Raw genomic sequence first — 25,502 nt, 5'->3', positions numbered from 1 at the left:
TGCTCACCCGAAGATGTCGGCCGGGCTGTCGCGGCGCAGCCCCTCGCCCAGCTCGCGGCCGAGGGCGCGGGCATCGGTGGCGAGGCCCACGGCGCTGCGCTTGAGCAGGAAGCTGCCATCGGCGCGCGCCACCAGCCCGGTCAGGTGCAGCCGCCCATCGGGCAGCAGCCGGGCATGACCGCCGATCGGCGTGCGGCAGGAGCCATCGAGCGCGGCCAGCAGCGCGCGCTCGGCGCTGGAGACCGCCGCCGCCTCGCGGTCCTCGATGGCCGAGAGCAGGTCGAGCAGTTCGACGTCATCGGCCCGCACGGTCACGCCGACAATGCCCTGGCCGGCGGCGGGGACCATCGCCTCGGGGTCCAGCACCACCGCGGCCTCGGCTTCCAGGCCGAGCCGGCGCAGTCCCGCCAGGGCCAGCAGCGAGGCGGCGGGGCCGGTGCCGGCGCGCACCTTGTCGAGCCGCGACTGGACATTGCCGCGGATGATCTCGACGCGCAGATCCGGCCGCGCCGCCAGGATCTGGCTCTGCCGGCGAAGCGAGGCGGTGCCGATCACCGCGCCCGCGGGCAGGCAGGCATAGGGGTCGGCCGGGTCGGGGGCGTGGCAGTCGGGGCCCAGGATCAGCGCGTCGCGCGCATCCTCGCGCCGCAGCGTGCAGGCCAGGACGATGCCGGGCGGCAGCTCGGTCTCGAGGTCCTTGAGGCTGTGCACGGCGAAGTCGATCCGCCGGTCGAGCAGCGCCTCATGGATCTCCTTCGCGAACAGCCCCTTGCCGCCGATATCGGCCAGACGCTTGTCCTGGATCCGGTCGCCGGAGGTGGCGATGGCGTGTTCCTCGAAGGCCTTGGCGTCGCGCAGCACCGGGCAGAAATGCGTGATGATGCTGAGGAAATGCCGTGTCTGCCACAGCGCCAGCGGGCTGCCGCGGGTGCCCACGCGCAGCGGCAGGGCGCGGATATGCGCCTTCACGGCGCCGTGCGGCGGCGCATGGCCGTGTCCCGGGCCGGCGGGGTGGGAAGATGCGTGGGGATGGGCTACCGACATGGGGGCGGGACATAGGGCCTGCCTCGAAACTGCGGAAGTGGGCGAAGACCGGAATAGCATGCGCGCATTGCAGGACAGCGACCTCGTGCTCGGCATCGAATCCTCCTGCGACGAGACCGCCGCCGCCCTGCTGCGCGCCGATGGCACCATCCTGGCCGAGGCGGTGCTGAGCCAGCTGGCCGAGCACACGCCCTATGGCGGCGTGGTGCCCGAGATCGCGGCCCGGTCGCACCTCGCGCATCTGCCCGCTTTGGTGCGCCGCGTGCTGGATCAGGCGGGCCAGCGCCCCGCGGATCTCACGGCCGTGGCGGCGACGGCGGGGCCGGGGCTGATCGGCGGGCTGATCGTGGGGGCGACGCTCGGCAAGGGAATCGCCCTGGCGAACGGCATCCCCTACCTCGCCATCAACCATCTGGAGGGGCATGCGCTGACGCCCCGGCTGCCGGGCGTGCATCCCGGCGGGCTGGCATTTCCCTATCTGCTGCTGCTGCTCTCGGGCGGGCATTGCCAATGCGTGGCGGTGCTGGGGGTGGGGCGGCATGAACGGCTGGGCAGCACGCTCGACGACGCGGTGGGCGAGGCCTTCGACAAATCGGCCAAGCTGCTCGGCCTGCCCTGGCCGGGGGGGCCGCATCTGGAGCGCCTCGCGGCCACGGGCGATGCGTCGCGCTTCGCCCTGCCCCGGCCGCTGCTGGGCCGCGCGGGCTGCGATTTCTCCTTCTCCGGGCTGAAGACGGCCGTGGCGCAGATCGTGGCGAAGGGGCTGGATGAGCGCGGCCGCGCCGACCTCGCCGCGAGCTTCCAGGCGGCGGTGGCGGCGACGCTGGCGGATCGCGCCACCCATGCGCTGGCCATGGCGCCGGCCTCCACCGCACTGGTCGTGGCCGGCGGCGTGGCGGCGAACCAGGCGGTCCGCAAGGCGCTGGAGGGCGTGGCGCAGCGGGCGGGCCTGCCCCTGGTCGCGCCGCCGATCCGGCTGTGCACCGACAACGCCGTGATGATCGCCTGGGCGGGGATCGAGCGGTTGCGCGCGGGGCTGACCGACCCGCTCGACCACGCCCCCCGGCCGCGCTGGCCGCTGGCGGAGCTCGCAGGATGAGCACCCACCCCAGCCCCCAGGGCCGCGAATGCGGCCCCGCGCGCCGTGAAACCGCCTGGCCCGGTGCCCCAGCGCGTCGGCGCGCAGGCAAGGGCGCGGATGCGCCCGCCCGCCGCTTGAGGGCCAGGTAAGTGAACTACCGCCATGCGTTTCACGCCGGCAATTTCTGCGACGTGGTGAAGCACGCGCTGCTGGTCGCGCTGCTGCGGGGCCTGGGCGCGAAGGACAAGCCCCTCCGGGTGCTCGACACCCATGCCGGGATCGGCAGCTACGACCTGACCGCCACGCCGGCCACCCGCACCCAGGAAGCCGCCGAGGGCATTCATCGCCTCGCCACCATCACCGAAGGCCCGCTGGCGGATTACCTCGCTTTGGTCCGGGCCGAGGGCTATCCGCGCCACTACCCCGGCTCGCCCGCCCTGGCGCGCGCGCTGCTGCGCCCGCAGGACCGGCTGGTGCTCTGCGAACTGCACCCGGAGGACCACGCGACGCTCAAGGCCCGCTATGCGCGCGACCCGCAGGTGGCGGTGCATCGGCGCGATGCCTGGGAGGCGATCCAGGCCCTGACCCCCTTCCCCGAGCGGCGGGGCCTCGTGCTGATCGACCCGCCCTTCGAGCAGGAGGGCGAGTTCAACCGCCTTGCCACCGCGCTCGCCACGCTGCGGCATCGCTTCCGCGCCGGGGTGCTGGCGGCCTGGTATCCGATCAAGCACCGGACCCCGGTGCGCGGCTTCCACCAGGCGCTGGTCGATGCCGGGGTGGCGGATTGCCTCGCCGCCGAATTCACCCTGCGTGAACCGACCGATCCTACACGGCTGAATGGCTGCGGCCTGCTGGTGGCCAACGCGCCCTTCGGCTTCGAGACCCAGGGGCGTGACATCCTCGCCGCCTTGCTGCCCGCCCTTTCCCGTGGCGAGGATGGCGCCAGCGCCAGCCTCACCCGACTCACGGCCGAGTAGGAAACCCCCATGCCGCCACGCCGTTCCAGACGCATCGCCGTGCTCGGGGCCGGGGCCTGGGGCACGGCGCTGGCTGTGCAGGCGGCGCGGGCGGGCAATGCGGTGGGGCTCTGGGCGCGCGACCCGGCCCGCGCCGCCGCCCTCGCCGCGGCGCAGCAGAACGAGACCTACCTGCCCGGCATCCCGCTCTCCGGCGCCATCACCCCCACCGCCGAGGCCGCCGCCGCGCTGGAGGGCGCGCTCTTCACCCTGCTCGTCGTGCCCGTGCAGCATCTGCGCGGCGTGGTCGCCGCGCTGCCCGAGACCCAGGCGCCGCTGGTGGTCTGCGCCAAGGGCGTGGAGCAGGGCAGCCTGCTGCTGCCGCTCGAGATCCTGGCGGAACTCCGCCCCGGCCAGCCCGCCGCCGTACTCTCGGGGCCGAATTTCGCGCATGAGGTGGCCAAGGGCCTGCCCGCCGCCGCCGTGGTGGCCAGCGCGGATGCGGGGCTGCGCAACATGGTGGCCGAACTGCTCGGCAGCACCGGCTTCCGGCTCTATGGCGGGGATGACCCGGTGGGCGTGCAGGTGGGCGGGGCGGCCAAGAACGTCATCGCCATCGCCGCCGGCGCGGTAATCGGCGCCGGGCTCGGCGAGAATGCCCGCGCCGCGCTGGTGACGCGCGGCCTCGCGGAGCTGTCGCGCCTGACCGTGGCCCTCGGCGGCCGGGCGGAGACGGCGGCCGGGCTCTCGGGCCTGGGCGATCTGCTGCTGACCACCACGGGGCCGGGCAGCCGCAACACCTCGCTCGGCCATGCGCTGGGCCAGGGGGCGAGCCTCGATCACGCGCTGGCCGGGCGCGTCGGCGTGGCCGAGGGCGTGGCCACCGCCCCCGCTTTGGTCGCGCGCGCCGCCGCGCTGGGCGTCGAACTGCCGATCTGCCACGCCGTCGCGCAGCTCCTGGCCGGGGAGGCCACGCTGGGCGAGGCGATGGGAAGGCTGCTCGCCCGTCCGCGGCGTGACGAATAGGCGAATTGCCGCTTTCCCGCTGGACGCCACGGCGCGGGGCAGGATAGGCGAAGGGACATGGATACCTCGCCCCCCGCCTTCCCCGCCGGCCTGCGCCACGCCGTGCCGCACCGCGTCACCGCCGCCGAACTCGCCCCCGTCGCCGCGCTGATCGGCTCGGACGACCCGGCGCTGGCCGTGCGCTCGGCCGCCACGCTGATGACGCGCCTGCTGGTCAGCCGCTTCCCCGGCCCGGGCACGCGGCTGCTGCGGGAGGATTTCTCCTTCGACGGCACCCTGGCCGAGGGCGACGCCATCGAACTCGCCGCCGAGGTGGTGGAGAGCGGCAAGGGGCTGCTCACGCTGCGCTGCACGGTGCGGCACGCCGATGGCCGCGCCATCCTGGATGGGCTGGCGGAGGTTGTGCCCCCGGCCAAGGCGCCGGGCGGGCTCGACCAGCCCTTCGGCACGCATCCGCGCCGGCTGCTGAGCCTGCTGCTCGGCCAGGCCAAGGGCCTTGCCCCGACGCCGGTGGCGGTGGTGCATCCCTGCGATGTCGGCAGCCTGCATGGCGCGATGCTGGCGCGCGACCATGGGCTGATCGTCCCGATCCTGGTCGGCCCCGCGGCGCGCATCCAGGCGGCGGCGCGAGAGGGCGGCTTCGACCTCGGGGGCATCGAGCTGGTGGACACGCCGCACAGCCATGCCGCGGCGGAGGAAGCCGTGGCCCTGGTCGGCGCCGGGCGGGCCGAGGGCCTGATGAAGGGCAGCCTGCACACGGATGAGCTGATGGCCGCCGCCCTGCCCCGCGCCGCCGGGCTGCGCACGGAGCGCCGCGTGAGCCACGCCTTCGTGCTGGATGCGCCGCTCTACCCGCGGCCGCTGATCATCACCGATGCGGCGATCAACATCGCCCCGGACCTGGACGCGAAGGCCGACATCACGCGCAACGCCATCCGCCTGGCGCAGGCGATCGGCATCGCGCTGCCGAAGGTGGCGATCCTCTCGGCGGTGGAGACGGTGACGGCGAAGATGCCCTCGACCCTGGAGGCCGCCGCACTCTGCAAGATGGCCGATCGCGGCCAGATCCAGGGCGGCGTGCTGGACGGGCCGCTGGCCTTCGACAATGCCGTGAGCCCGGCCGCCGCGAAGGCCAAGGGCATCGCGAGCGCGGTGGCGGGCCAGGCCGATGTGCTGGTCTGCCCGGATATCGAGAGTGCGAACATGCTCGCCAAGCAGCTTGCGCATCTGGGCGGGGCGGAAAGCGCCGGGATCGTGCTCGGGCTACGCGTGCCCATCGCGCTCACCAGCCGCAGCGATGGCGCGACGGCGCGGCTGGCGTCAGCGGCGCTGCTGCGCCTGCTCGCGCCGCGCTGAAAAGCCGCGCAGCACCACAACCGCCAGCAGCAGCGCCGCCACCCACCAGGGCTGCCAGACGCCGAAGGAGAGCTGGCCGGTGACGCTGGCCGAGGCCACGGCGCCGATGCCCGCCGCCGCCACGGGCGAAGCGCCGGCCGCCAGCAGCACCGCGGCGGCGAGCGCGGCCGCCAGCGCCGCGCCCACCACGCCAAGCTCCAGCCAGAGCTGCAGCGCGGCATTGTGCGGGTGCAGCGGCAAGCGCTGCACGGCGCTCTGCGAGAACCAGGCGCGATCCTCGGGCGAGGTCAGGCCGAAGCGGGTCAGCGTCTCCGGGCTGGGCGGGCGCGTGCCCTCGGGCATGGCGCGGCTGGTCTCCATCCCCCAGCCGAGAATCGGGCGCTCGGCGATGCGGTCGGTGACGAAATCCCAGATCAGCACGCGATGCGCGGCTGAGTTCGGCAGGCCCGAGATGTCCGGCCCGCGCGCCGTGACGGCGCCGATGAGCGCGGGGGCGAGCAGGATGAACCCCGCCAGCGCCGCGGCGGCGAGGCGCGCGACGAGGCGCGGCGCGAGGCTCGCCACCCCCGCCGCGACCAGCCCGCCGACCAGCGCGTAGCGCGCCGCATCGCCCGGCAGCCAGGCCGCCAGCGCGAGGCCAGCGCCGATCAGCACCGCGCGCGGCAGCGCCGGCACGCCGGGGGCCGCCAGCACCAGCGGCAGCAGCAGCGCGAGGAAGGAGACGGCCGGCTTCAGCCCAAAGGCGATGAAGGGCATGTCCTTCGGGAAGCCGCGCACGGCGAGGCGAAAGGCGTTGCCACTCGCATGGTCGAAGGCCATCAGCGCCGCCCCGATCGCGAGCCCCGCCACCAGCGCCGGGCCGAGCCGGCGCAGCGCCGCCGGCGTGTCCTCGGACACGGCCCGCGCCGCCATCGCCCCCAGCAGGACCAGCACGGCGAGGCTCGCCGTGCTCTGCAGCGCGCGCATGCCTTCCGAGGACCACACCGCGCTCACCGCGCACCATCCCAGTAGCGCGAGCGCGAGGCCGAGCATCGGCGTTGGCGCCGGCCAGGGCAGGCGGCGATGCGCGCGGAGATGCGCCACGATGGTCAGCAGGAATGTCAGGGTGATCGCCACCGCCAGGGCGCGGAACTGCGCGACCGCGAGGCCGGGTGCGATCACCAGCAGCACCGCGATGGGAAAGCTCGACGCCTTCACCGCCGATGCTTCTCCGGCTCCAGCCGCGCCTTGAGGTAGGACAGCAAGGGAAAGGCCCCCGTGCAGAAGGCCAGCAGCACGCCCCAAGCGCCCTCCCGATACCCCTTGCGCGAGACATAGGATTTGAAGGCGCGCGAGACGAAGCGCCGCAGATTGCCCGCGAGCGAGCCGATATCGCCGCTCGCCAGCAGATCCGCCGCCTTGGCGGAGGAATACTTGTCCAGCCGCTTCAGCATGTCGGCGATGTCGCGATCCACCAGATGCACCAAGGCACCTTCCGTGATCTTCGGCCCCTCCTGCCCCACCCAATCGAGGCCCGGATGCACGCGCTGCGCGCGCCAGCTCTTCGCCCCGCGCCGGAACAGACGCGGCACGGAGGTGGTGCCGAAGCTGCCGGCCCAGCCATGCTTGAGCAGCTTGTCACCGACGTAATTGTCCACCGGCACCTGGTGCCAGGCGAAGCTGGACTCCCCGATCACGCGCCGCACCGCCACCGCCAGCGGCGGGCTGACCCGCTCATCGGCGTCGACCTCGAGGATCCAATCGCCCGTGCAGGCGGCGATGCCGGTATTCCGGCGCTCCCCTTCCAGCTCCCAGGCGCCCTCGACCACGCGCGCCCCTGCGGCTGCGCCGATCTGCGCACTCGCATCGGTGCTGCGATCGAGCACGACGACGATCTCATCGGCAAAAGCCACCGAGGCGAGGCAATCGGGCAGACGCTCAGCCTCGTTGCGGGCGACGATGAGGGCGGAGAGGCGGGGGGAGGTCAGGGCACGTGACGCAGGGGAGGCCTTGCCTCCCCCGCACCCCCTCCACCAAGGGCCAGTGGGCCCTTGGAACCCATGACATGGCTGAAAAAGGGAGGGGTAAAGCCCCTCCCTTTTTCAGCCATATGCCGGCGGTCCAGGGCACCCTGTGCCCTGGTGGGGGGTGCAGGGGGGCAAAGCCCCCCTGCGACCACGCGCCCCAACCTCACGCCGTCCTGTCTGTGCCGCCGCCCGACAGCGCCGCCTGTGCCGCCGCGAGGCGTGCGACCGGCACGCGGTAGGGCGAGCAGGAGACGTAGTCGAGCCCGACCTTGCCGCAGAAATGGATCGAGGCCGGGTCGCCGCCATGTTCGCCGCAGATGCCCAGCTTCAGCCCGTTCTTGGTCTTGCGGCCCTTCTGCGCGGCGATCTCCACCAGCGCGCCCACGCCTTCGAGGTCCATGGAGACGAAGGGATCGCGGGCGAGGATGCCCTTCTCGACGTAGAAGGGCAGGAACTTCCCGGCATCGTCGCGCGACAGGCCGAAGACGGTCTGGGTCAGGTCGTTGGTGCCGAAGCTGAAGAAATCGGCGCTCTCGGCGATGCTGTCGGCGGTCAGCGCGGCGCGCGGCAGTTCGATCATCGTGCCGACCTGATAGACGATATGGTAGTTGCTCTCGGCGAAGACTTCGCCGGCGATGCGGTCCACCAGCGCCTTGGAGATCTCGAGCTCGCGCTTGGTCATCACCAGCGGGATCATGATCTCGGGCACCGGCGCGGCGCCGGTTTCCTGCCCCGTGGCAACAGCGGCCTCGAAGATCGCGCGCACCTGCATCTCATAGATCTCGGGGAAGGTCATGCCGAGCCGGCAGCCGCGATGGCCGAGCATCGGGTTGGCTTCGGAGAGATCGGCCACGCGGCGCTTCATCGCGTTCACATCGGCGCCGAGGCTCTCGGCCACTTCCTCGATCTCGCTGTCCTTGTGGGGCAGGAATTCGTGCAGCGGCGGGTCGAGCAGGCGGATGGTGACCGGCAGCCCCGCCATGATGCGGAAGAGGTCGAGGAAATCCTTGCGCTGGAAGGGCAGCAGGCGGGAGAGCGCGTCGCGCCGGCCTTCCTCGGTCTCGGCCATGATCATCTGGCGCACGGCGCCGATGCGCTCGGGGTCGAAGAACATGTGCTCGGTGCGGCACAGGCCGATGCCCTCGGCGCCGAACTTGCGCGCCGTCTCGGCATCCAGCGGCGTCTCGGCATTGGCGCGCACCTTCATCTTGCGCACGCCATCCGCCCATTCCATCAGCGTCGCGAAATCGCCAGAGAGCTGCGGCTCGATCATCGGGACCGTGCCGACGAAGACCTCGCCCGTCGCGCCGTCGAGGGTGATGGTCTCACCCGCATGCACGATCTTGCCGCCGGCGGAGAGCGCCTGCGCGACATAGTCCACGGTGATGGAGCCCGCCCCGGCCACGCAGGGCCGGCCCATGCCGCGGGCGACGACGGCGGCGTGGCTGGTCATGCCGCCGCGCGTGGTGAGGATGCCCTTCGCGGCGTGCATGCCGTGGATGTCCTCGGGGCTCGTCTCGATGCGCACGAGGATGACGGATTCACCCTTCTGCGCGCGCGCCTCCGCATCCTCGGAGGTGAAGACGACGACGCCGCAGGCGGCACCGGGGCTGGCGGGCAGGCCCTTGGCCATCGCCTTGCGCGGCGCCTTGGGGTCGAGGGTCGGGTGCAGCAGCTGGTCGAGCGCCTTGGGATCGACGCGCTTGATCGCCTCGGTCTGGTCGATCAGCCCCTCGCGCGCCATGTCCACCGCGATCTTGAGGCTGGCGGCGGCGGTGCGCTTTCCGTTGCGGGTCTGCAGCATGTACAGCTTGTTCTGCTGCACCGTGAACTCGATGTCCTGCATGTCCCGGTAGTGCTTCTCGAGCTTGGCGCGGACCTCGATGAGTTCCGCGTAAGCCTTGGGCATCACCGTTTCCATCGACTTCTCGCCGGGCTTGGCGCGGGCCTCGGCCATGGGCTGGGGCGTGCGGATGCCCGCCACCACGTCCTCGCCCTGCGCGTTCACCAGGTATTCGCCGTAGAAGAAGTTCTCGCCGGTGGAAGGGTCGCGCGTGAAGCACACGCCGGTCGCGCAATCCTCGCCCATATTGCCGAAGACCATGGCCTGGACGTTCACCGCCGTGCCCCAGCTGGCCGGGATGTCGTGCAGGCGGCGATAGGTGTTGGCGCGAGGGTTCATCCAGCTGCCGAAGACCGCGCCGATCGCACCCCAGAGCTGGGCGTGCGGGTCCTGCGGGAAAGGATTGCCCGTGACCTCCTCGACCATGTCCTTGTAGCCGGCGACGACGCGGTGCCAGTCCTGCGCGGTGAGCTGCGTGTCCTCATCCACCCCGGCATCGAGCTTCACATGCTCGATGATCTCCTCGAAGCGGTGATGGTCCACGCCGAGCACGACGGAGCCGAACATCTGGATGAAGCGGCGATAGCTGTCCCAGGCGAAGCGGGCATCGCCCGAGGCCGCGGCCAGGCCATCCACCGTCCGGTCGTTGAGGCCGAGGTTGAGCACCGTGTCCATCATGCCGGGCATGGAGACGCGCGCGCCCGAGCGCACGGAAACCAGCAGCGGCTTGTGCGTGTCGCCGAACTTCATGCCCACCGCGGCCTCGACCCGGGCGAGGCCCTCGGCCACCTGGTCGCGCAGCACGGCGGGGTAGGTCTGCTTGTGCTCGTAGTAATAGGTGCAGACTTCGGTGGTGATGGTGAAGCCGGGCGGCACGGGCAGGCCGATGCTGGCCATCTCGGCCAGGTTCGCCCCCTTGCCGCCGAGCAGGTTGCGCATATCCGCGCGGCCCTCATTGTGGCCGGCGCCGAAGGAGTAGACCCACTTCGTCATTGGACGGCGTTCTCCTGCAAACTGGGGTGGCCGAGGGGCGGGATGGCGCTCAGCCTTCGATCTTGGAAAAGTCTGCAACGCCATCCATGGCGCCGCGCAGCCTTGCAAGCAAGCGCAGCCGGTTCAGGCGCAGCGAATTGTCGGCGTCGTTGACGATAACGCGGTCGAAAAATGCGTCCAAGGGGGGGCGGAGGGCGGCCAGCGCCGACATGGCCGAAGCGTAATCTTCCGCAGCCAGCGCGGTCGCCACGGCCGGCTCGGCCGAATCGAGCGCGGCGGCCAGGGCCTTTTCCTCGGGCAGGGCCAGCAGGGCCGGGTCCACGGCGCCGGTGTGGGGCCCGTCCTTCTTGTCCTCGATGCGCAGGATGTTCTGGGCGCGCTTGTAGGCGGCGAGGAGATTCTGGCCGTCGCTGCCCTCCACCAGCGTCTTCAGCGCCTCGGCCCGGGCGAGAATTCGGAGAATATCGTCATCGGCGCCGATGGAGGCGGCGACGAGGTCGTGGCGCCCGCCCTCGGCGCGAAGCTGCACGCGCAGGCGTTCGAGGAGGAAGTCGATGACATCGGAGGTCATAGCCGAACGAAAATTCGGGAAATTAAGCTTCACAAGGGGAACAAGAGCTTCATAGGCACCCCAAGGTGATCCATCATAAACAATTGAACCCTGCTCAGCGGTCGTCTGCTGCACGCTCGCAATCCATTTTGTAACAAAGACGCCCAGTTCAGCACCAACCTCGAGTGATGCGACCTGTTTTCCAGATTTTTGTTCAATCGTAACAGATAGATGGCTCGTCAAAATATCGAAGAAACCGTCCAATACAAAATCCGTTGCGAATTGCAGCAAAATTCGAAGCCCGTTTCCTCTCACTAAGCGAATGATGCCTAAAGCAGCACGTCTCAATGCGAAGGGATCACCACTACCGGTCGGGCGCTCATCCACGGTAAAGAAGCCCGCCAACGTGTCGAGCTTATCCGCTAGCGCGACCGCGATCGCCACCGGCTCGCTCGGCACCGAATCCACTGGCCCCACCGGCTTGTAATGCGCGGCGATGGCCTCCGCGACGCGCGGATCCTCGCCATCCTTCTTTGCGTAGTAGCGGCCAATGATGCCCTGCAATTCAGGGAATTCGCCGACGAGGCCGGTCGAGAGATCGGCCTTGGCCAGCTTCGCCGCGCGCGCCGCCAGATCGGGATCGGCGCCGACCAGCGGGGCGAGGAAACGCGCGAGGCGCTCCAGCCGCGCCACGCGCTGCCCCTGCGTGCCGAGCTTCGCGTGGAACACCACGGAATCGAGCTTCGGCAGATAGCTCTCCAGCGCATGCTTCCGGTCCTGGTCCCAGAAGAAACGCGCATCGGAGAGGCGCGCGCGCAGCACGCGCTCATTGCCCGCGATCAGCGTGGCGCCGCCATCGCTCGGCACGATGTTCGCCACCAGCCCGAAGAAGGGCGCGGCGCTGCCATCGGGCTTCACCATCGTGAAATAGCGCTGGTTCACGCGCATCGTCGTGCGCATCAGCTCGGGCGGGAGGTCCATGAAGGCCTCGTCGATGCGCCCCAGCAACGGCACCGGCCATTCCACCAGCCCGGCCACTTCCTCGAGCAGGCCCCGGTCCGGCACCACCGCCACGCCCTGCGCGGCGGCAAGGGCGGCGAGGCCTTCCTCGATGATCCGCATCCGCTCGGCCGCGTCCACCAGCACATGGCGCGCGCGCAGTCCGGACTCGTAGCCGGCGAAATCGCGCACGGCGAAGGCGCCCGGCGCGTGGATGCGGTGGCCCTCCGTCAGGTCGGCGCTGACCAGGCCCGGCACTTCCTCGATGCCGAAGGGCACCACCGCGCCGTCCAGCACGCAGAGGATGCGATGCAGCGGCCGCACCCAGGTGAAGGGGCCGTTCCAGCGCATGGATTTCGGCCAGCCGAAGCCGCGGATCAGCCCGGGCATGGCGCGCGCGACGAGGTCGCGCGCCGTGACACTTTCACCCGGCTTCTGCAGCACCCAGAAATCGCCCTGCTGCACCAGCATGTCCTTCGTCGCGCCATGCTTGCGCAGGAAGCCGGTGAGCGCGGCCTCGGGCGCGCTGGTGCGCGGGCCGCGTTCCTCCTTGCCCTCGGTGGTCACGCTGTCGCGCAGCGTGGCGACCAGGCCGATGCGGCGCGGGCCATGGAAGGCTCGCGGCGTGCCCTCCAGAACCGGCGCCACAGCGGCAGCGAAGGCACGGGACAGGTCCTCGGCGCCGCGCGCCTGCATGCGCGCGGGGATTTCCTCGCTGAAGAGTTCGAGCAGGATCTCGGGCATCAGCCGCGCTCCCCCGCCACCCAGGCTTCGCAACAGGCCTTCGCGAGTGCGCGCACGCGCCCGATATAGGCGGCGCGCTCGGTCACGCTGATCGCGCCCCGCGCATCGAGCAGGTTGAAGCGGTGGCTCGCCTTGATGCACTGGTCATAGGCCGGCAGCGCGAGAGGCGGGTCATGCGCCAGCAGCGACTGGCACTCGGCCTCGGCATCGGCGAAGTGGCGGAACAGCATCGCGGTGTCGGCGCCGGTGAAATTGTGGTGGCTGTACTCCACCTCGGCGCGATGGAAGACGTCGCGGTAGCGCACGCCCTTGCCGTTGAAGTCGAGCTCGTACACGTCATCCTTGTTCTGGATGAACATGGCGAGGCGTTCCAGCCCATAGGTCATCTCGAAGCTCGGCACCTCGCAGGCGATGCCGCCGACCTGCTGGAAATAGGTGAACTGGCCGACCTCCATGCCGTCGCACCAGACCTCCCAGCCCAGGCCCCAGGCGCCCAGCGTGGGGCTTTCCCAGTCATCCTCGACGAAGCGGAAATCATGCTTCAGCGGATCGAGGCCGAGGTCGCGGTAGCTCGCGATCAGCAGATCCTGCGCGTCGCGCGGGGAAGGCTTCATGATCACCTGGTACTGGTAGTAGTGCTGCAGCCGGTTCGGGTTCTCCCCGAAGCGCCCGTCGGAGGGCCGGCGCGAGGGCTGCACATAGGCCGCCGCCCAGGGCTTGGCGCCCAGCGCGCGCAGCGTGGTGGCCGGGTGGAAGGTGCCCGCACCGACCTCCATGTCATAGGGCTGGAGGATCAGGCAGCCCTGCGCGCTCCAGAAGCGGTGCAGGCGCAGGATGATCTCCTGGAAGCTGGGCGGCGTTTCGGTCATGCTCGGTCTTGCGATGAGGGGGCGTGCGGCCTCAATACCGCCGCTCACGAGCACCCCACAAGCCGCGGGACCACCCGATGACCGAGACCGAGCGCCTGATCCGCGCCTATTACGCCGCCTTCGCCGCCGGCGACCGGGAGACGATGTTCGCCCTGGTCGCCGAGGACATCGCCCATGACGTGAACCAGGGCGGCCGGCGCCGGGGCAAGCCCGCCTTCCGCGCCTTCCTCGCGCAGATGGACGCCGCCTATGAGGAGCGGATCGAGGATCTGGTGGTGATGGTGGATGCCGCCGGCACCCGCGCGGCGGCGGAATTCATCGTGGTCGGCCGGTATCTGCGCACCGATCCCGGCCTGCCCGAGGCGCGCGGCCAGGAATACCGCCTGCCGGCCGGCGCCTTCTTCGAGGTGCGGGACGGGCGGATCGGCCGCGTCAGCACGCATTACAACCTGAATGACTGGATCGCCCAGGTCAGCGGCTGACAGGTTTTCAGCGCGCGGCGGCCTCGATCTGCGCGCGGGTCATGAGGTCCGCGTATTTCTGGCCCATGTCGAAGAGGTTCGCCTCATGCGGGCCGAGCGCGCGGTCGCCCACGCAATCGGTCGCGACGATGGTGCGGAAATTGTGCTGCATCGAATCCACCACCGTCGCGCGCACGCAGCCCGAGGTGGTGCAGCCCGCCACCACCACCGTATCCGCGCGCTGCTGCTGCAACCACATGGCGAGGTTGGTGGCGAAGAAGCCAGACGCCCCCTGCTTGCGCACGATCAGCTCGCCCTTCACCGGGGTGAGCTGCGGGACGATCTGCGACAGCTTGCTGGCCTCCGTCAGCTTCAGCAGCGAGGGCGCCTTCAGGGTGAACACGCCCGCATCCGCGCCGTCATCGGCATAGACCACGCGGGTATGCGCCACCGGCCAGTGGTGGCGGCGCGCGAAGGCCAGCAGATGCACCGTCTGCTCGATCGCCGGGCCGATATTGCCCCCGCCGAAATGCGCCGGATCGGCGAAGCCCTCGACGAAATCGACGATGACCAGCGCCGGCCGCACGCCCATCCCGGCGGTCTGGCCCATGCCCTGGCGGTGATAGATCTCGGCCTCGGGGTGCCCGCTCATGCCACGTTCTCCAGATCGCGCAGCGACTGGATCATCGCGCTGCGCAGCAGATAGGCGCGGTGCCGCACCGGGTCGGCGACCGTGGCGCGCAGCTCGTCGTGATAGGCCGCGCGCGTCGCCGGGTCGCGCTGGTTGAGCAGCTGGCGGTTGCGCAAGGTCTGCGCCTGCACGACATCCAGCGCCACCTTGCGCCGCTGCCGGCCGTAGCGGCCCATGATGGCGATGTCCTCGCCCTTCCACACCCGCGTCAGCTTCTCGGCCAGGTTGAAGGCGTCGTGGATGCCGCCATTCATGCCCATGCCGCCGAGCGGGTTGTTGATGTGCGCGGCATCGCCGGCGAGGAAGACGCGGCCATGCACATACTCATCCGCCACGCGCTCATGCACCCGGTAGCCGGTGCGGTGCACCACGGTGTAGCCGGACGGGTTGGGCACCACGGATTGCAGCCGCTCCTCCAGCCGCGCGGGCGCCATCATCCGCTCTTCCGGCTCGGTCGGGTCGGTGGGGAACAGCACCCGCCAGAGCGAGGCGGTGCGCAGCAGCACGAACCATTCCTCGGGGTCCGAGATGTAGGCGATGTTGGAAAGCTGCTGGATGTGCTCGTGGAAGGGGAAGGTGGTGGAGAGCGAGAGGAAGATCTCCGGGATGGTCTGGCCGCGGAACTCCACGCCGATGGTCCGCCGCACGGCGGAACGCGCGCCATCCGCGCCGATCAGGTAGCGCCCCGCGAGTTCCTCCTTCGATCCGTCCGGCCGCTCGATCGTCAGCCGCACGCCATCTTCGTCCTGCACGAAGGACTCCACCTTGGCGTCGTAGAGGAAGGTGACGGCCGGATTGGCCGAGAGCCGGTCGCGCAGCATGCGCGTCAGGCGCCATTGCTCGCATTGCAGACGGAAGGGATAGGCCGTGTCGTCCTTCAGCCGCGCCATCTCGAAGGTGGCGATGACGCCCGTGTGGCGGTCGCGGAACTGCCAATAGGGGCAGACCAGGCCCTGTTCGATCAGCGCCTCCACCACCCCGAAGCGGGCGAGCATGTCGAGCGTGGGCGGGTGGAAGGTGGAAGCGCGCAGATCATCGGGCAGGTCCTGCGCCTGCTCGACGATCGTCACCGGAATGCCCTCACCCGCCAGATAGGCGGCGGCCACCATGCCGACCGGCCCGGCGCCGGCGATGAGGACTCGGTTCGCGTTGGGCATGCTGTTCCTCGATAGAAGCTGAGGCCCCTTCATGCCCCCGGCGCGGCGGCGGGGGAAGCCCGCACCACGGTGCGCTTGCCCGCGCGCTTCGCGGCATAGAGCGCCTCATCGGCCAGGGCACGGGCGGCGGAGAAGCTCGCCGCATCCTCCGGCACCAGGGCGACGCCGGCCGAGGCCCCCACGGGCAGGTTGCCGGCGGAGGTCTCCACCCCCTCGGCCAGCACATGGATCAGCCGCCAGGCAACCGATTCCGCGCTGGCCGCGGCGTCCTCCCCGGCGCGGGGCAGCAGCGCGAAGAGGAATTCGTCACCGCCGAGCCGCACCGCCGCATCGCCGGGGCGCAGCCGCGCCTGCATGGCGGTGGCGACGCCGCGCAGCACCTCATCGCCCACCGCATGGCCATGCGTGTCGTTGATCGGCTTGAAGCCATCGAGGTCGAGTGCCACCACCGCCACGCGCTGCCCTTTCGCGGCGGCTTCCCATACGGCGAGGCCGGCGCGGTTGCGCAGGCCCGTCAGCGGGTCGGTCTCGGCGCGCTGGCGGCTTTCGGACATCACGCGCTGCGCCAGATGCGCCAGCACCGCGGCCAGCATGCCCACCGCCAGCGAGATCACCAGGATGCCGATGCCGAGCCGCCAGGCGAAGGGGCGCAGCGGCGCGCGCACCGCGCTTTCCTCCAGGCTGGCGCGCACGGTGTAGCGGCGGCCCGGGATGGTGCCGGTGGCGGTGAGCACCGGGCCCTGCAGCCGCGGGGCCTCCTGCGGCAGCAGCAACTCCCCATCGGCGCCATGCACGGTGATGGTCGCGCCATCCAGGCTGTGCGCCTGGTGCGACGCCCGCAGGTTCTCCGCCCAGGCCAGCGACATCTGCGCGGCCAGCAGGCGCGTGGAGGTCAGCGGCACGGCGATGTCCACCACGAGGCCGGACGGCGAGTGCCGCGGCCCGGCATAGGCGACCCGGGCGCTCTGCCGGATCTGTGCCGCCATGTCCGCCCGCGCCGGCATGGCGTCGAAGACGTCGGAGGCGCGGATCACCGCGCCGTCATTGTCCAGCAGGCCGAGCCAGAGGATGTCCGAATTGGCGCCGGCAAGCTCGCCCAGCGCCGTGCGCAGCGTCTCGTTGTCGCCCTGGTCCGCGCGCATCGCATCCAGCGCACCGACGAAATACAGCAGGTCGCGCCAGGTCTCGAGCCGGCGATCGATCCGCTCGGCCATGAGGTCCGCCTGGTATTGCAGGATCGCCTGGGCGTCGCGGCGATGGATCGCGTCCTGCTCTCGGAACAGCAGGAGGGAATCCCCGCCGGCGACCAGGCCGGTGACGCCGGCACCCAGCAGGAAACCGAGCAGCCGCGCGGGCAGGCGGGGAAAGGGCATGCGCGAGATTAGGCAGTGTCGGCGCGGCATCGCAACAGGCGCGGGCTTGCCCCGGACGCGGCGGCACGCATCTATCCGCCATGGCCTTCTCGCTCTTCACCCGCCCGCCCCGCATCGCGCTGCTGCGCCTCAACGGCCTCATCGCCGCGCGCCCCGCCGGCTTCGCCGCGCCCGGCATCTCGGCCGCCACGACCGGGCCGCTCATCACCCGCGCCTTCGGGCTGAAGCGGCTCGCCGGCGTGGTGCTGGTGATCAACTCGCCCGGCGGCTCGCCCGTGCAATCGAGCCTGGTCGCCGCGCAGATCCGCCGCCTGGCCGACGAGAAGAAGGTGCCTGTCATTGCCTGCGTCGAGGATGCGGCGGCCTCGGGCGGCTATTGGCTGGCCTGCGCGGCGGATGAGATCGTGGCCGATGCCAGCTCGATCCTCGGCTCGATCGGCGTGATCAGCGCGGGCTTCGGCCTGGAAGGGGCGATCGGCAAGCTCGGCGTGCAGCGCCGCCTGCATACGGCGGGCGAGCAGAAGAGCTTCCTCGACCCCTTCGGCCCGGAACGCCCCGAAGACGTGGAAAGGCTGCGCGGCCTGCTCGGCCAACTCCACACCACCTTCCAGGACCATGTGCGTGCCCGGCGCGGGCCGAGGCTGCGCGCGCCCGAGGCCGAACTCTTCACCGGCCGCTTCTGGACGGGCACCAAGGCGGTGGAACTCGGCCTGGCGGATCGGCTCGGCGACGCCGCCACCGAGATCAGGAACCGTTGGGGCGAGAAGGCGCGGGTGATCACCATCGGCGAACGCCGCCCGCCCTGGCCGCTGCGCCTGCTCTCCGGCGCGGCCCTGGCGGAGGGCGCGCTGGCGGCCGTCGAAGAACGGGCGGCCTGGGCGAGGCTGGGGCTGTAGTTGTTGAGGGGGGCGTTGTCCTCCTCAAGCTCCCCCTACCAAGGGCCAGTGGGCCCTTGGAACCCATGACATGGCTGGGCAAGGGAGGGGTAAGACCCCTCCCTTGCCCGGCCATATATAACGGCGGTCCAGGGCACCCTGTGCCCTGGTGGGTGGGGTTTGGGGAGGGCAACGCCCTCCCCAACAACCACCAGCCCCAACCTCAGCCTCAGGCTGCCGCCTTCGGCAGGATCCGCCAGGTCGCCTCCGCCCAGTCGAAGTAGAGTTGCCGTGCCTTGGTGGCCAGCGGCCCGGGCTGCATGGCGCGGCCTTCGTAGTTCGTGCAGGGCAGCACCTTGCCGTAGTTGCCAGTGGAGAAGATCTCGTCCGCCGTCAGCAGTTCTTCCGGCCGCACGGCGCGTTCCTCCACCGGCACGCCGGCCTCGCGCAGCAGGCCCAGGATGCGCTGGCGGGTGATGCCGTTGAGGAAGGTGTGGTTCACCGCCGGCGTCACCACCACGCCATCCTTGGCGAACATCAGGTTGGCCGAGGCGAATTCCGCCACCATGCCGTTGGAATCGCACATTACCGCCTGGTCGAAGCCCTTCTGCGCGGCATAGGCGTTGGCGCGCGCGCCATTGGGGTAGAGGCAGGCGGCCTTGGCGTCGGTCGGCGCCTGATCCACCGCCGGCTTGCGGAAGGGCGTCATGCAGGCCGAGAAGCCGGTGAAGGCCGGCAGCGGGCTGTCATAGATCGAGAGGATGAAGTCGGTACTGTCCGGGTCCGGCCGGGCGCTGCCGATGCCCTTGCGGATGAAGAACATGGGGCGGATGTAGGTCACGGCCTCCGGGCCCATGCGGGTCAGGCCCTCACGGCACAGATCCTCGATCTGCTTGGCGGTGAGCTTGGGCTTCATCAGCATCTTCACCGCGCTGTCCACGCAGCGCGCGCAGTGCCGGTCGAGGTCCGGCGCGACGCCGCCGAAGGAGCGCCCGCCGTCGAAGATCACGCTGCCGAGCCAGAATGCGTGGTCCATGGGGCCGAGGATCTTGGGTTCCTCGGTCATCCACTTGCCGTCGTACCAGAACACCCCGGCCATGTGCCTGCTCCTCAAATCCTGGGCACCTTCATGCCACCGAAGCGGGGGGCGTTGAAGGGGGCGCGGGCGGCGGGCAGGTCCGGAGTTTTCTGAAAATTTCTGAAAATTCGCCCATGCCTCCCGCTGCCGATTACCACGCCGCCCCGAGTGCGGTAGGACTGCGCCGTTTCATAACCTCGAGGGGGAAAGCGATGACGATCCATTTCGTCGTCCATGATGAGGGCGACAGCGTGGGCGTTGTGGTGGTGGAAGGCCTGAAGGCCGGCGCCACGCTGAATGGCTGGATCATGGACCAGGACAAGATGATGACGTTCGACGCCAAGTCGGACATCCCCATCGGCCACAAGCTGGCCATCCGCGCCATCGCCAAGGGCGACACCATCATCAAGTACGGGGTCGATATCGGCCGCGCGATCGCCGACATCGCGCCGGGTGCCCATCTGCACGTGCACAACGTCAAGACGAAGCGCTGGTAAGGGGAAGGCGATCATGGGCATCAATCTGAAGAGCGCCACCTTCGAAGGCTGGCGCCGCGAGAACGGCCGCATGGGCGTGCGCAACCACGTCATCATCCTGCCGGTGGACGACCTGTCCAACGCCGCCGCCCAGGCGGTGGCCAACAACATCCAGGGTGCGATGGCGATCCCGCATTCCTATGGCCGCCTGCAGTTCGGCGCGGATCTCGATCTGCACTTCCTCACCCTCATCGGCACGGGCTGCAACCCGAACGTGGCCGGCGTGGTGGTGATCGGCATCGAGCCGGGCTGGACCGGCAAGATCGTCGAGGGCATCGCCAAGTCGGGCAAGCCGGTGGAGGGTTTCGCCATCGAGCAGAATGGCGACATCAACACCATCGCCTCCGCCTCGCGCGCCGCCTATCGCATGGTCAAGCACGCCTCGAAGCTGAAGAAGACCCGCGCGCCGATGGTCGATCTGTGGGTCAGCACGAAGTGCGGCGAGTCCGACACCACCTCGGGCCTGGCGTCCTGCCCCACCGTCGGCAACTCCTTCGACAAGCTCTGGGAGAACGGCAACACGCTGGTCTTCGGCGAGACGTCCGAGATCACGGGTGGTGAGCATCTGGTGGCGGCACGCTGCCGCACGCCTGAGATCCGCGCGCAGTTCATGGCGATGTTCGACCGCTACCAGGCGATGATCGAGCGCCACAAGACCTCCGACCTCTCCGACAGCCAGCCCACCAAGGGCAACATCGAGGGTGGCCTGACCACCATCGAGGAGAAGGCGCTCGGCAACATCCAGAAGATCGGCAAGAAGTGCCTGGTCGATGGCGTGCTGGACAAGGCCGAGGCGCCCACGCATTCGGGCCTGTGGTTCATGGATTCGTCCTCCGCGGCGGCCGAGATGGTGACGCTCTGCGCGGCCTCGGGCTTCGCGGTGCACACCTTCCCGACCGGGCAGGGCAACGTCATCGGCAACCCGATCGTCCCCGTGATCAAGCTGACCGCGAACCCGCGCACCATGCGCACCATGAGCGAGCATATCGACGTGGACGTGACCGGCCTGCTGCAGAAGCAGATGAACATGGACGATGCCGGCGAGGCGCTGATCGACTGCATCATCCGCACCGCCGATGGCGAGCTGACGGCGGCCGAACTGCTCGGCCATCGCGAGTTCAGCCTGACGCGCCTCTACGAGAGCGCCTGACGCGAGCCGGGGGCCGGCGCGGGCCGGCCCCCATCGCGGCGGCGTAGCGGCGAAACAGCGCGAAACCGAAGGAAGCGGGGCGGCAACATCGACCGGGCAGGGTGGCCTTGTCGCAACCGCCCCCCGACGGAGCCGCCGCCATGATCCGCACCGCCTTCCTCGCCGCCGCCGCCCTCGCCGCCCTGCTCGCCGCCGTACCGGCCGAAGCCGGGAACAAGCGCAATGGTGTCAGCATCAACGGCACTGGCACGAACGGCATTACCTACCAGGGCCTGAGCCTTCAGGGCCTGAGCTTGAACGGGCTTTGGCTCAACGGCCTCAAGAACAATGGCCTTGAGCCCAACGGCATCCGCCCGAACGGCACCACGGCTGAGAGCGCGGCGCCGATGCTCGAAAGCGTGATCCTGCCCTCCGGCGTCATCCTGCTGGCGCGCTGAGCGCGCCATGCACCGGGCCCTGCCGCTGCTGCTGCTCACACTGACAACCCCGGCGGCGGCGCAGCCGCGGCTGCTCGGGCTCAACGCCGAGGGCGGCGATTTCCGCGCCGAGCTCTCGGATGGCACCCATCTGCGCGGCGCCGACCTCGTCGGCGCCGTGCTGCGTTTCGACGGGATCGAGCTGCGGCTGGACACGGCCCGGCGCGACGCCGAGGTGCCGCAGGCGGGCGGCGGCCAAGCCACCGATGTCTGGCTCTTCGGCATGAGCGCGCGGGCCACGGGCGAGACCGCCTGGCAGCCCTATTGCAGCCCCGATCCGCAGGGCGAGAGGCTCGCCATGCCCTATCCGGGCGAGGATGGGTCACTGCGCCTGACCTGCTCCTCGGGTGCCATCGGCAAATGCATCCGCTTCGGCTACCGCCCCTGGGCGCGGCTGCCCGATGGAAGGTCGCTCGCGCCCTTCCACGCCGCCTGCGTCAACATGCTCCGCGGCGCCTATGGCGGGCCGGAGCGCGCCTGGACGCGCGATGGCATGTCGATCGACCTCTATGACCATGTCGGCATCCAGGATCCCGCGAATGATCCCGACCAGGAATTCGAAGCCGGCTGGACGCCCGAGGGCGCGGTCTGCCTCGCGCATGTGCGGGTGCCGGAGAATGGCGCGCTGGCCGAGGTGCTGGCCGCCCATCCCGGCCTCGCGGGGCGCAGCGGGCCGGCAGCCTGCACCGAGGATGCCGCGGCGGCGCAGGGTGCGCTGGTCTTCAACCGGTCGCGCCGCGGGTCGTGAAACAGACGCAATGCTGCGCGCAACGCGGCGCGACAGAACGATATCGGGCTGCAAACTTCGCCTGCGAGAACATCCCCACACGGCGCCACCCCCGACGCCCCCACCCAGGAGACCGCCCCATGTTCCGCACCGCCCTGATCGCCGCCGCTGCCTTCGCCACCCTGGCCGCGGCCCCCGCCTTCGCTGGCCCGGGCCTGGTGCTGCAGGGCGTCAGCCTGAATGGGGAGGCCCTCAACGGCCTGCAGCTCCAGGGCGTCAGCTTCAACGGCACGGGCACCAATGGCCTGACCTTGCAGGGCATCCGCCTGCAGGGCGTCAGCATCAACGGCGCCACCTGGAATGGCCGCGGGAAGAATGGCGGCCAGGCCGGTGAGGCGCTGGCGCCGGCCCTGCGCAGCATCACGCTCGGTGGCGGCGCCACGCTCTCCGTCACCGCCGACTGAAATCGACGCCAGCGGCGGGCCGGTCTATAGCGGCCCGCATGTCTGCCGCCCCTCCCCGCGACTGGATCATCCCCCCCGGCTATGCCGCCGGCGCGCCGGTGCCCTGGTGGGTGAAGTTCGGCGTGAAGCTGGCACTCGGCGGCCTGCCCGTGCCCCCCGCGCTGTGGCGCGCGCTCGGCCTGCGGCGCCACTCCTTCGAGGCCGAGAGCGCAGCCAAGCTGCTCGATCCGCTGGCCAGCCGCGCCCGGCTTTTCGAAACCCGCAGGGGCCATCCGGCGCGCAGCCTGCTCGAAGTGGGGCCCGGCGCCATGGTCTCCCGCGCCCCGGTCGCCGCCGCGCTGGGCTTCGGGCCGATCTGGTTCCTCGATGTCGAGGATGCGGCACCGCGCGACCTCGCCCCCTATCAACGCGCCGCGCAGGTGGCGCGCGAGGCCGGGCTCTCGCCGCCCGACATCGCCGGCTGCACCACGCGCGAAGAGGTGCTCGCCGCCTGCGGCGCCACCTATCTGGTTGGCGGCACCGAGCAACTTGCGAAGATCCCGCCCGGCAGCGTCGATCTCGTGATTTCCGAAGCGGTGCTCGAGCATGTGCGGCGCGACGCCATGGCCGGGCTGCTCGCGGGCCTGGCCGGGGTGATGGCGCCGGGCGGGCTGGCGCTGCACGCGATCGACTTCCACGACCATCTCGGCGGGCGGCTGCGCCACCTGACCTTCGCGCCCGACTTCTGGGAGGGCCCGGCCGTGGGCCGCGCCGGGCTCTACTGCAACCGGCTCGGCCTGTCGCAGCTGATGGACCTGTTCACGGCGGCCGGGCTGCACGCCGTGGTGACCGAGCGCGGGCTGTTTCCCGAGATCCCGCGCGACGGGCGCGGCCCGCACCCGGCCCTGGCCTGGCGCGCGGAGGACAGCCGCATCTGCTGCGCAGCGGTCGAGGCCACGCACGCCTCGACGGCCCATCCCTGAACTGGACGACGGGCTTCGCCTGCTGCCACTCTCCCGCCAACGACACCGAACGGGAGGTCTCCATGCTGCATCGTCGCACAACGCTTGGCCTCATGGCGGGGCTATCCCTGCCGGGCCTCGCGCAGGCCCAGACGCCCTTCCCGGATCGCAACCCGCGCTACATCGTGCCCTTCCCGCCCGGCGGGCTCACCGACATCATGGCGCGCTTCGTCGGCCAGAAGCTGAGCGAGATCTGGGGCCGCGCGGTGCTGATCGACAACCGCGCCGGCGGCAATGCGCTGATCGGCGCGGACCTTGCCGCCAAGGCGCCGCCCGATGGGCATACGCTGCTGGCGATCACCCTGACGCACGCCGTCAACGCCACGCTCTTCCCCAACGCGCCCTATGATTTCCGGCGCGATTTCTCGGTCATTTCGGTGCTGGGCTCGCTGCCGCTGGTCGTGGTGGTGAATGCCGAGAAAAGCCCGGCGCGGACGCTCGCGGACCTGCTGCAGCTGGCGCGCACGCGCTCGCTCTCCGGCGGCACCTCGGGCAATGGCTCGCCGCCGCATCTGGGGCTGGAACTGCTGCGCCGCGTGTCGCGCGCGGGCGAGAACATCGTCCACGTCCCCTATCGCGGCGGCGCGCCGAGTGTCACGGACCTCGCCGGCGGCAATCTCGACGTGATGGTGAGCAATCTGCCCGAATGCCTCGCGCAGATCCGCGGCGGGCGGCTGCGCCCGCTGGCCATCACCTCCGCCGAGCGCCACCCGCTGGTTCCCGATGTGCCGACGGTGCGCGAGCAGGGCGTGCCGGAGCTTGAGATCACCAACTGGACCGCGGTGCTGACCCAGGCGGCCGTGCCCGCGCCGATCCTGGCCCGGCTGGAGCGCGACGTGCAGGCCGCGATCCACGACGCCGAGGTCACCCGCCGCGCGCGGGAGGGCGGCTTCCAGGTGCTCGGCTGGGATGCCGCGCGCTCCACGCAATTCGTGCGCGCCGAGACCGATCGCTGGGCCACGCTGGTCACCGAAGCCCAGATCCGGCCCGACGCCTGATGCCGCGCTTGAGTCTGGCGGAGGCCGAGCGCCTCGTTCGCGATGCCCTGGCCCGCGCCGGCGCCAATGCCGCCATGGCGGAGGCCACCGCCCGTGCGCTGGTGGCCGGCGAGGCCGAGGGCCAGTCCGGCCACGGCCTTTCCCGGGTTGCGCAATATGCCGGCTTCCTCGCCAATGGGCGGGCCGATGGCGCGGCCGCACCCACCATCATCGCGCAGCGGGGCGGGGCGGCGCTGATCGATGCCGGGCACGGTCTCGCCTATCCGGCGGTGGAACTAGCCGTGGCCGAGGCCGCGACGCGTGCGGCGGCGCAGGGCGTGGCCTTCCTCGGCATCACCAACAGCCATCATGCGGGTGCGATGGGCCTGCCCGTCGCGGCCCTCGCGCGGCAGGGCTTCGTCGCGCTCGCCTTCACCAACTCGCCCGCCGCCATGCCGGTGCCGGGCGGGCGGCGCGCGCTGATGGGCACCAACCCGGTCGCCGCCGCCTTCCCCCGCCGCGACGCGCCGCCGCTGGTGATCGACATGGCGCTCTCCGAAGTGGCGCGCGGCAAGATCATGGTCGCGGCCAAGGCGGGAAAGCCCATCCCGCTCGGCTGGGCGGTGGATGCCGAAGGGCAGCCGACCACCGATGCCGAGGCCGCGCTGGGCGGCGCGATGCTCGCCATGGGCGGCACCAAGGGCGCGCTGCTGGCGCTGATCGTGGAACTGCTCTGCTGCGCGGTCACCGGTGCCGCTTTCGGCTTCGAGGCCGACAGTTTCTTCGAGGCCGAGGGCAACCGCCCGCGCCTCGGCCACGCGCTGATCGCCATCGACCCCGGCGCCCTGGCGGGGCGCGAGGCCTTCCTCGATCGTGTCGAATTCCTGCTTGCCGCCATGCAGGCTGACCCGGGCGTGCGCCTGCCCGGCGAACGCCGCCAAGGGCTCGCCGGGCGCGCCGCGACCGAGGGGCTCGACATCCCCCAGCCGCTGCTCGACCAGCTGCGCGCGCTGGCGGCCAGCGGGGTTTCCGTGGCATGACAGGAACGCAACAATCTGACGGGAGCCCG

24 protein-coding genes are annotated in these 25,502 nt (G+C 70.8%); 14 read left to right on the top strand and 10 right to left on the bottom strand.

All coding sequences use genetic code 11. The features are described 5' to 3' along the window. Positions 1–3 precede the first annotated feature (3 nt). Positions 4–1,044 carry a hydroxymethylbilane synthase gene (gene hemC, locus AC2D9U_RS11665; RefSeq protein ID WP_484749093.1) on the bottom strand — a complete coding sequence of 347 codons (1,041 nt, stop codon included), beginning with the start codon at positions 1,042–1,044 and terminating at the stop codon, positions 4–6. A 58-nt stretch (positions 1,045–1,102) separates the two neighbouring features. On the opposite strand from hemC, the gene tsaD reads away from it, so the two are divergent. The 4 genes from tsaD to AC2D9U_RS11645 all read left to right on the top strand — a co-directional run bounded on the left by tsaD (position 1,103) and on the right by AC2D9U_RS11645 (position 5,463). After that, positions 1,103–2,143, top strand: coding sequence for a tRNA (adenosine(37)-N6)-threonylcarbamoyltransferase complex transferase subunit TsaD (tsaD, locus tag AC2D9U_RS11660; protein WP_484749092.1), 1,041 nt, complete (start codon positions 1,103–1,105; stop codon positions 2,141–2,143). A 131-nt stretch (positions 2,144–2,274) separates the two neighbouring features. Further along, positions 2,275–3,102, top strand: coding sequence for a 23S rRNA (adenine(2030)-N(6))-methyltransferase RlmJ (locus AC2D9U_RS11655; RefSeq protein WP_484749091.1), 828 nt, complete (start codon positions 2,275–2,277; stop codon positions 3,100–3,102). A gap of 9 nt (positions 3,103–3,111) precedes the next feature. Further along, on the top strand, positions 3,112–4,107 hold the full coding sequence (locus AC2D9U_RS11650; RefSeq protein WP_484749089.1) for an NAD(P)H-dependent glycerol-3-phosphate dehydrogenase: 996 nt from the start codon (positions 3,112–3,114) through the stop codon (positions 4,105–4,107). 57 nt (positions 4,108–4,164) lie between these two features. Beyond that, the gene (locus AC2D9U_RS11645; RefSeq protein WP_484749088.1) at positions 4,165–5,463 is read left to right on the top strand and encodes a bifunctional enoyl-CoA hydratase/phosphate acetyltransferase; all 1,299 of its coding nucleotides are present in this window, start codon (positions 4,165–4,167) and stop codon (positions 5,461–5,463) included. Here the strand turns inward: AC2D9U_RS11645 and AC2D9U_RS11640 are convergent. From AC2D9U_RS11640 to AC2D9U_RS11620, 5 genes are all read right to left on the bottom strand, one after another. After that, on the bottom strand, positions 5,428–6,660 hold the full coding sequence (locus AC2D9U_RS11640; RefSeq protein WP_484749087.1) for an O-antigen ligase family protein: 1,233 nt from the start codon (positions 6,658–6,660) through the stop codon (positions 5,428–5,430). The genes AC2D9U_RS11645 and AC2D9U_RS11640 overlap by 36 nt on opposite strands. Then, positions 6,657–7,403 carry a glycosyltransferase family 2 protein gene (locus AC2D9U_RS11635; RefSeq protein WP_484749688.1) on the bottom strand — a complete coding sequence of 249 codons (747 nt, stop codon included), beginning with the start codon at positions 7,401–7,403 and terminating at the stop codon, positions 6,657–6,659. Before AC2D9U_RS11635 ends, AC2D9U_RS11640 begins: the two co-directional genes overlap by 4 nt. A 229-nt stretch (positions 7,404–7,632) precedes the next feature. Continuing rightward, positions 7,633–10,305 (bottom strand): pyruvate, phosphate dikinase, encoded by a 2,673-nt coding sequence (gene ppdK / locus AC2D9U_RS11630; protein ID WP_484749085.1) that lies wholly within the window; start codon positions 10,303–10,305, stop codon positions 7,633–7,635. A gap of 49 nt (positions 10,306–10,354) precedes the next feature. Then, on the bottom strand, positions 10,355–12,598 hold the full coding sequence (gene glyS, locus AC2D9U_RS11625; protein WP_484749083.1) for a glycine--tRNA ligase subunit beta: 2,244 nt from the start codon (positions 12,596–12,598) through the stop codon (positions 10,355–10,357). Next, on the bottom strand, positions 12,598–13,467 hold the full coding sequence (locus AC2D9U_RS11620) for a glycine--tRNA ligase subunit alpha (RefSeq protein WP_484749080.1): 870 nt from the start codon (positions 13,465–13,467) through the stop codon (positions 12,598–12,600). The genes glyS and AC2D9U_RS11620 overlap by 1 nt, the downstream gene beginning before the upstream one ends. 77 nt (positions 13,468–13,544) lie before the next feature. On the opposite strand from AC2D9U_RS11620, the gene AC2D9U_RS11615 reads away from it, so the two are divergent. Beyond that, the gene (locus tag AC2D9U_RS11615) at positions 13,545–13,949 is read left to right on the top strand and encodes a ketosteroid isomerase-related protein (RefSeq protein WP_484749078.1); all 405 of its coding nucleotides are present in this window, start codon (positions 13,545–13,547) and stop codon (positions 13,947–13,949) included. A 7-nt stretch (positions 13,950–13,956) separates the two neighbouring features. On the opposite strand, the gene AC2D9U_RS11610 is transcribed toward AC2D9U_RS11615, so the two are convergent. The 3 genes from AC2D9U_RS11610 to AC2D9U_RS11600 are packed head-to-tail and all read right to left on the bottom strand — an operon-like array spanning position 13,957 to position 17,149. Then, positions 13,957–14,580 carry an isochorismatase family protein gene (locus AC2D9U_RS11610; RefSeq protein ID WP_484749076.1) on the bottom strand — a complete coding sequence of 208 codons (624 nt, stop codon included), beginning with the start codon at positions 14,578–14,580 and terminating at the stop codon, positions 13,957–13,959. Continuing rightward, on the bottom strand, positions 14,577–15,776 hold the full coding sequence (locus tag AC2D9U_RS11605) for an FAD-dependent oxidoreductase (RefSeq protein WP_484749074.1): 1,200 nt from the start codon (positions 15,774–15,776) through the stop codon (positions 14,577–14,579). The genes AC2D9U_RS11610 and AC2D9U_RS11605 overlap by 4 nt, the downstream gene beginning before the upstream one ends. Before the next feature lie 29 nt (positions 15,777–15,805). Continuing rightward, positions 15,806–17,149 carry a GGDEF domain-containing protein gene (locus AC2D9U_RS11600; protein WP_484749072.1) on the bottom strand — a complete coding sequence of 448 codons (1,344 nt, stop codon included), beginning with the start codon at positions 17,147–17,149 and terminating at the stop codon, positions 15,806–15,808. A gap of 80 nt (positions 17,150–17,229) precedes the next feature. On the opposite strand from AC2D9U_RS11600, the gene AC2D9U_RS11595 reads away from it, so the two are divergent. Next, positions 17,230–18,045 carry a S49 family peptidase gene (locus AC2D9U_RS11595; protein ID WP_484749071.1) on the top strand — a complete coding sequence of 272 codons (816 nt, stop codon included), beginning with the start codon at positions 17,230–17,232 and terminating at the stop codon, positions 18,043–18,045. Between the two features lie 208 nt (positions 18,046–18,253). Here AC2D9U_RS11595 and AC2D9U_RS11590 read toward each other — a convergent pair whose 3' ends face one another. After that, positions 18,254–19,123, bottom strand: coding sequence for a branched-chain amino acid aminotransferase (locus AC2D9U_RS11590; protein WP_484749069.1), 870 nt, complete (start codon positions 19,121–19,123; stop codon positions 18,254–18,256). Positions 19,124–19,314: 191 nt separating this feature from the next. On the opposite strand from AC2D9U_RS11590, the gene AC2D9U_RS11585 reads away from it, so the two are divergent. From AC2D9U_RS11585 to AC2D9U_RS11550, 8 genes are all read left to right on the top strand, one after another. After that, on the top strand, positions 19,315–19,599 hold the full coding sequence (locus AC2D9U_RS11585; RefSeq protein WP_484749066.1) for a UxaA family hydrolase: 285 nt from the start codon (positions 19,315–19,317) through the stop codon (positions 19,597–19,599). 13 nt (positions 19,600–19,612) lie between these two features. Then, a complete protein-coding gene (locus tag AC2D9U_RS11580; protein ID WP_484749063.1) occupies positions 19,613–20,788 on the top strand; it encodes a UxaA family hydrolase in 1,176 nt (391 codons plus the stop codon). 140 nt (positions 20,789–20,928) lie between these two features. After that, on the top strand, positions 20,929–21,225 hold the full coding sequence (locus AC2D9U_RS11575) for a hypothetical protein (RefSeq protein ID WP_484749061.1): 297 nt from the start codon (positions 20,929–20,931) through the stop codon (positions 21,223–21,225). 7 nt (positions 21,226–21,232) lie between these two features. Beyond that, positions 21,233–22,012 (top strand): ADYC domain-containing protein, encoded by a 780-nt coding sequence (locus AC2D9U_RS11570; protein WP_484749058.1) that lies wholly within the window; start codon positions 21,233–21,235, stop codon positions 22,010–22,012. Positions 22,013–22,131: 119 nt separating this feature from the next. Further along, a complete protein-coding gene (locus AC2D9U_RS11565) occupies positions 22,132–22,455 on the top strand; it encodes a hypothetical protein (RefSeq protein ID WP_484749055.1) in 324 nt (107 codons plus the stop codon). A 38-nt stretch (positions 22,456–22,493) separates the two neighbouring features. After that, a complete protein-coding gene (locus AC2D9U_RS11560; RefSeq protein WP_484749052.1) occupies positions 22,494–23,417 on the top strand; it encodes a methyltransferase domain-containing protein in 924 nt (307 codons plus the stop codon). Between the two features lie 62 nt (positions 23,418–23,479). Then, positions 23,480–24,454, top strand: coding sequence for a Bug family tripartite tricarboxylate transporter substrate binding protein (locus AC2D9U_RS11555; protein ID WP_484749048.1), 975 nt, complete (start codon positions 23,480–23,482; stop codon positions 24,452–24,454). Further along, entirely contained in the window at positions 24,454–25,473 is a 1,020-nt protein-coding gene (locus tag AC2D9U_RS11550) for an Ldh family oxidoreductase (protein ID WP_484749044.1), read from the top strand. Before AC2D9U_RS11555 ends, AC2D9U_RS11550 begins: the two co-directional genes overlap by 1 nt. The last annotated feature ends 29 nt before the right edge of the window (positions 25,474–25,502 follow it).

This window comes from Roseomonas sp. TF40 (assembly GCF_057219975.1).
This window is presented reverse-complemented; position numbering and strand designations above follow the sequence as displayed.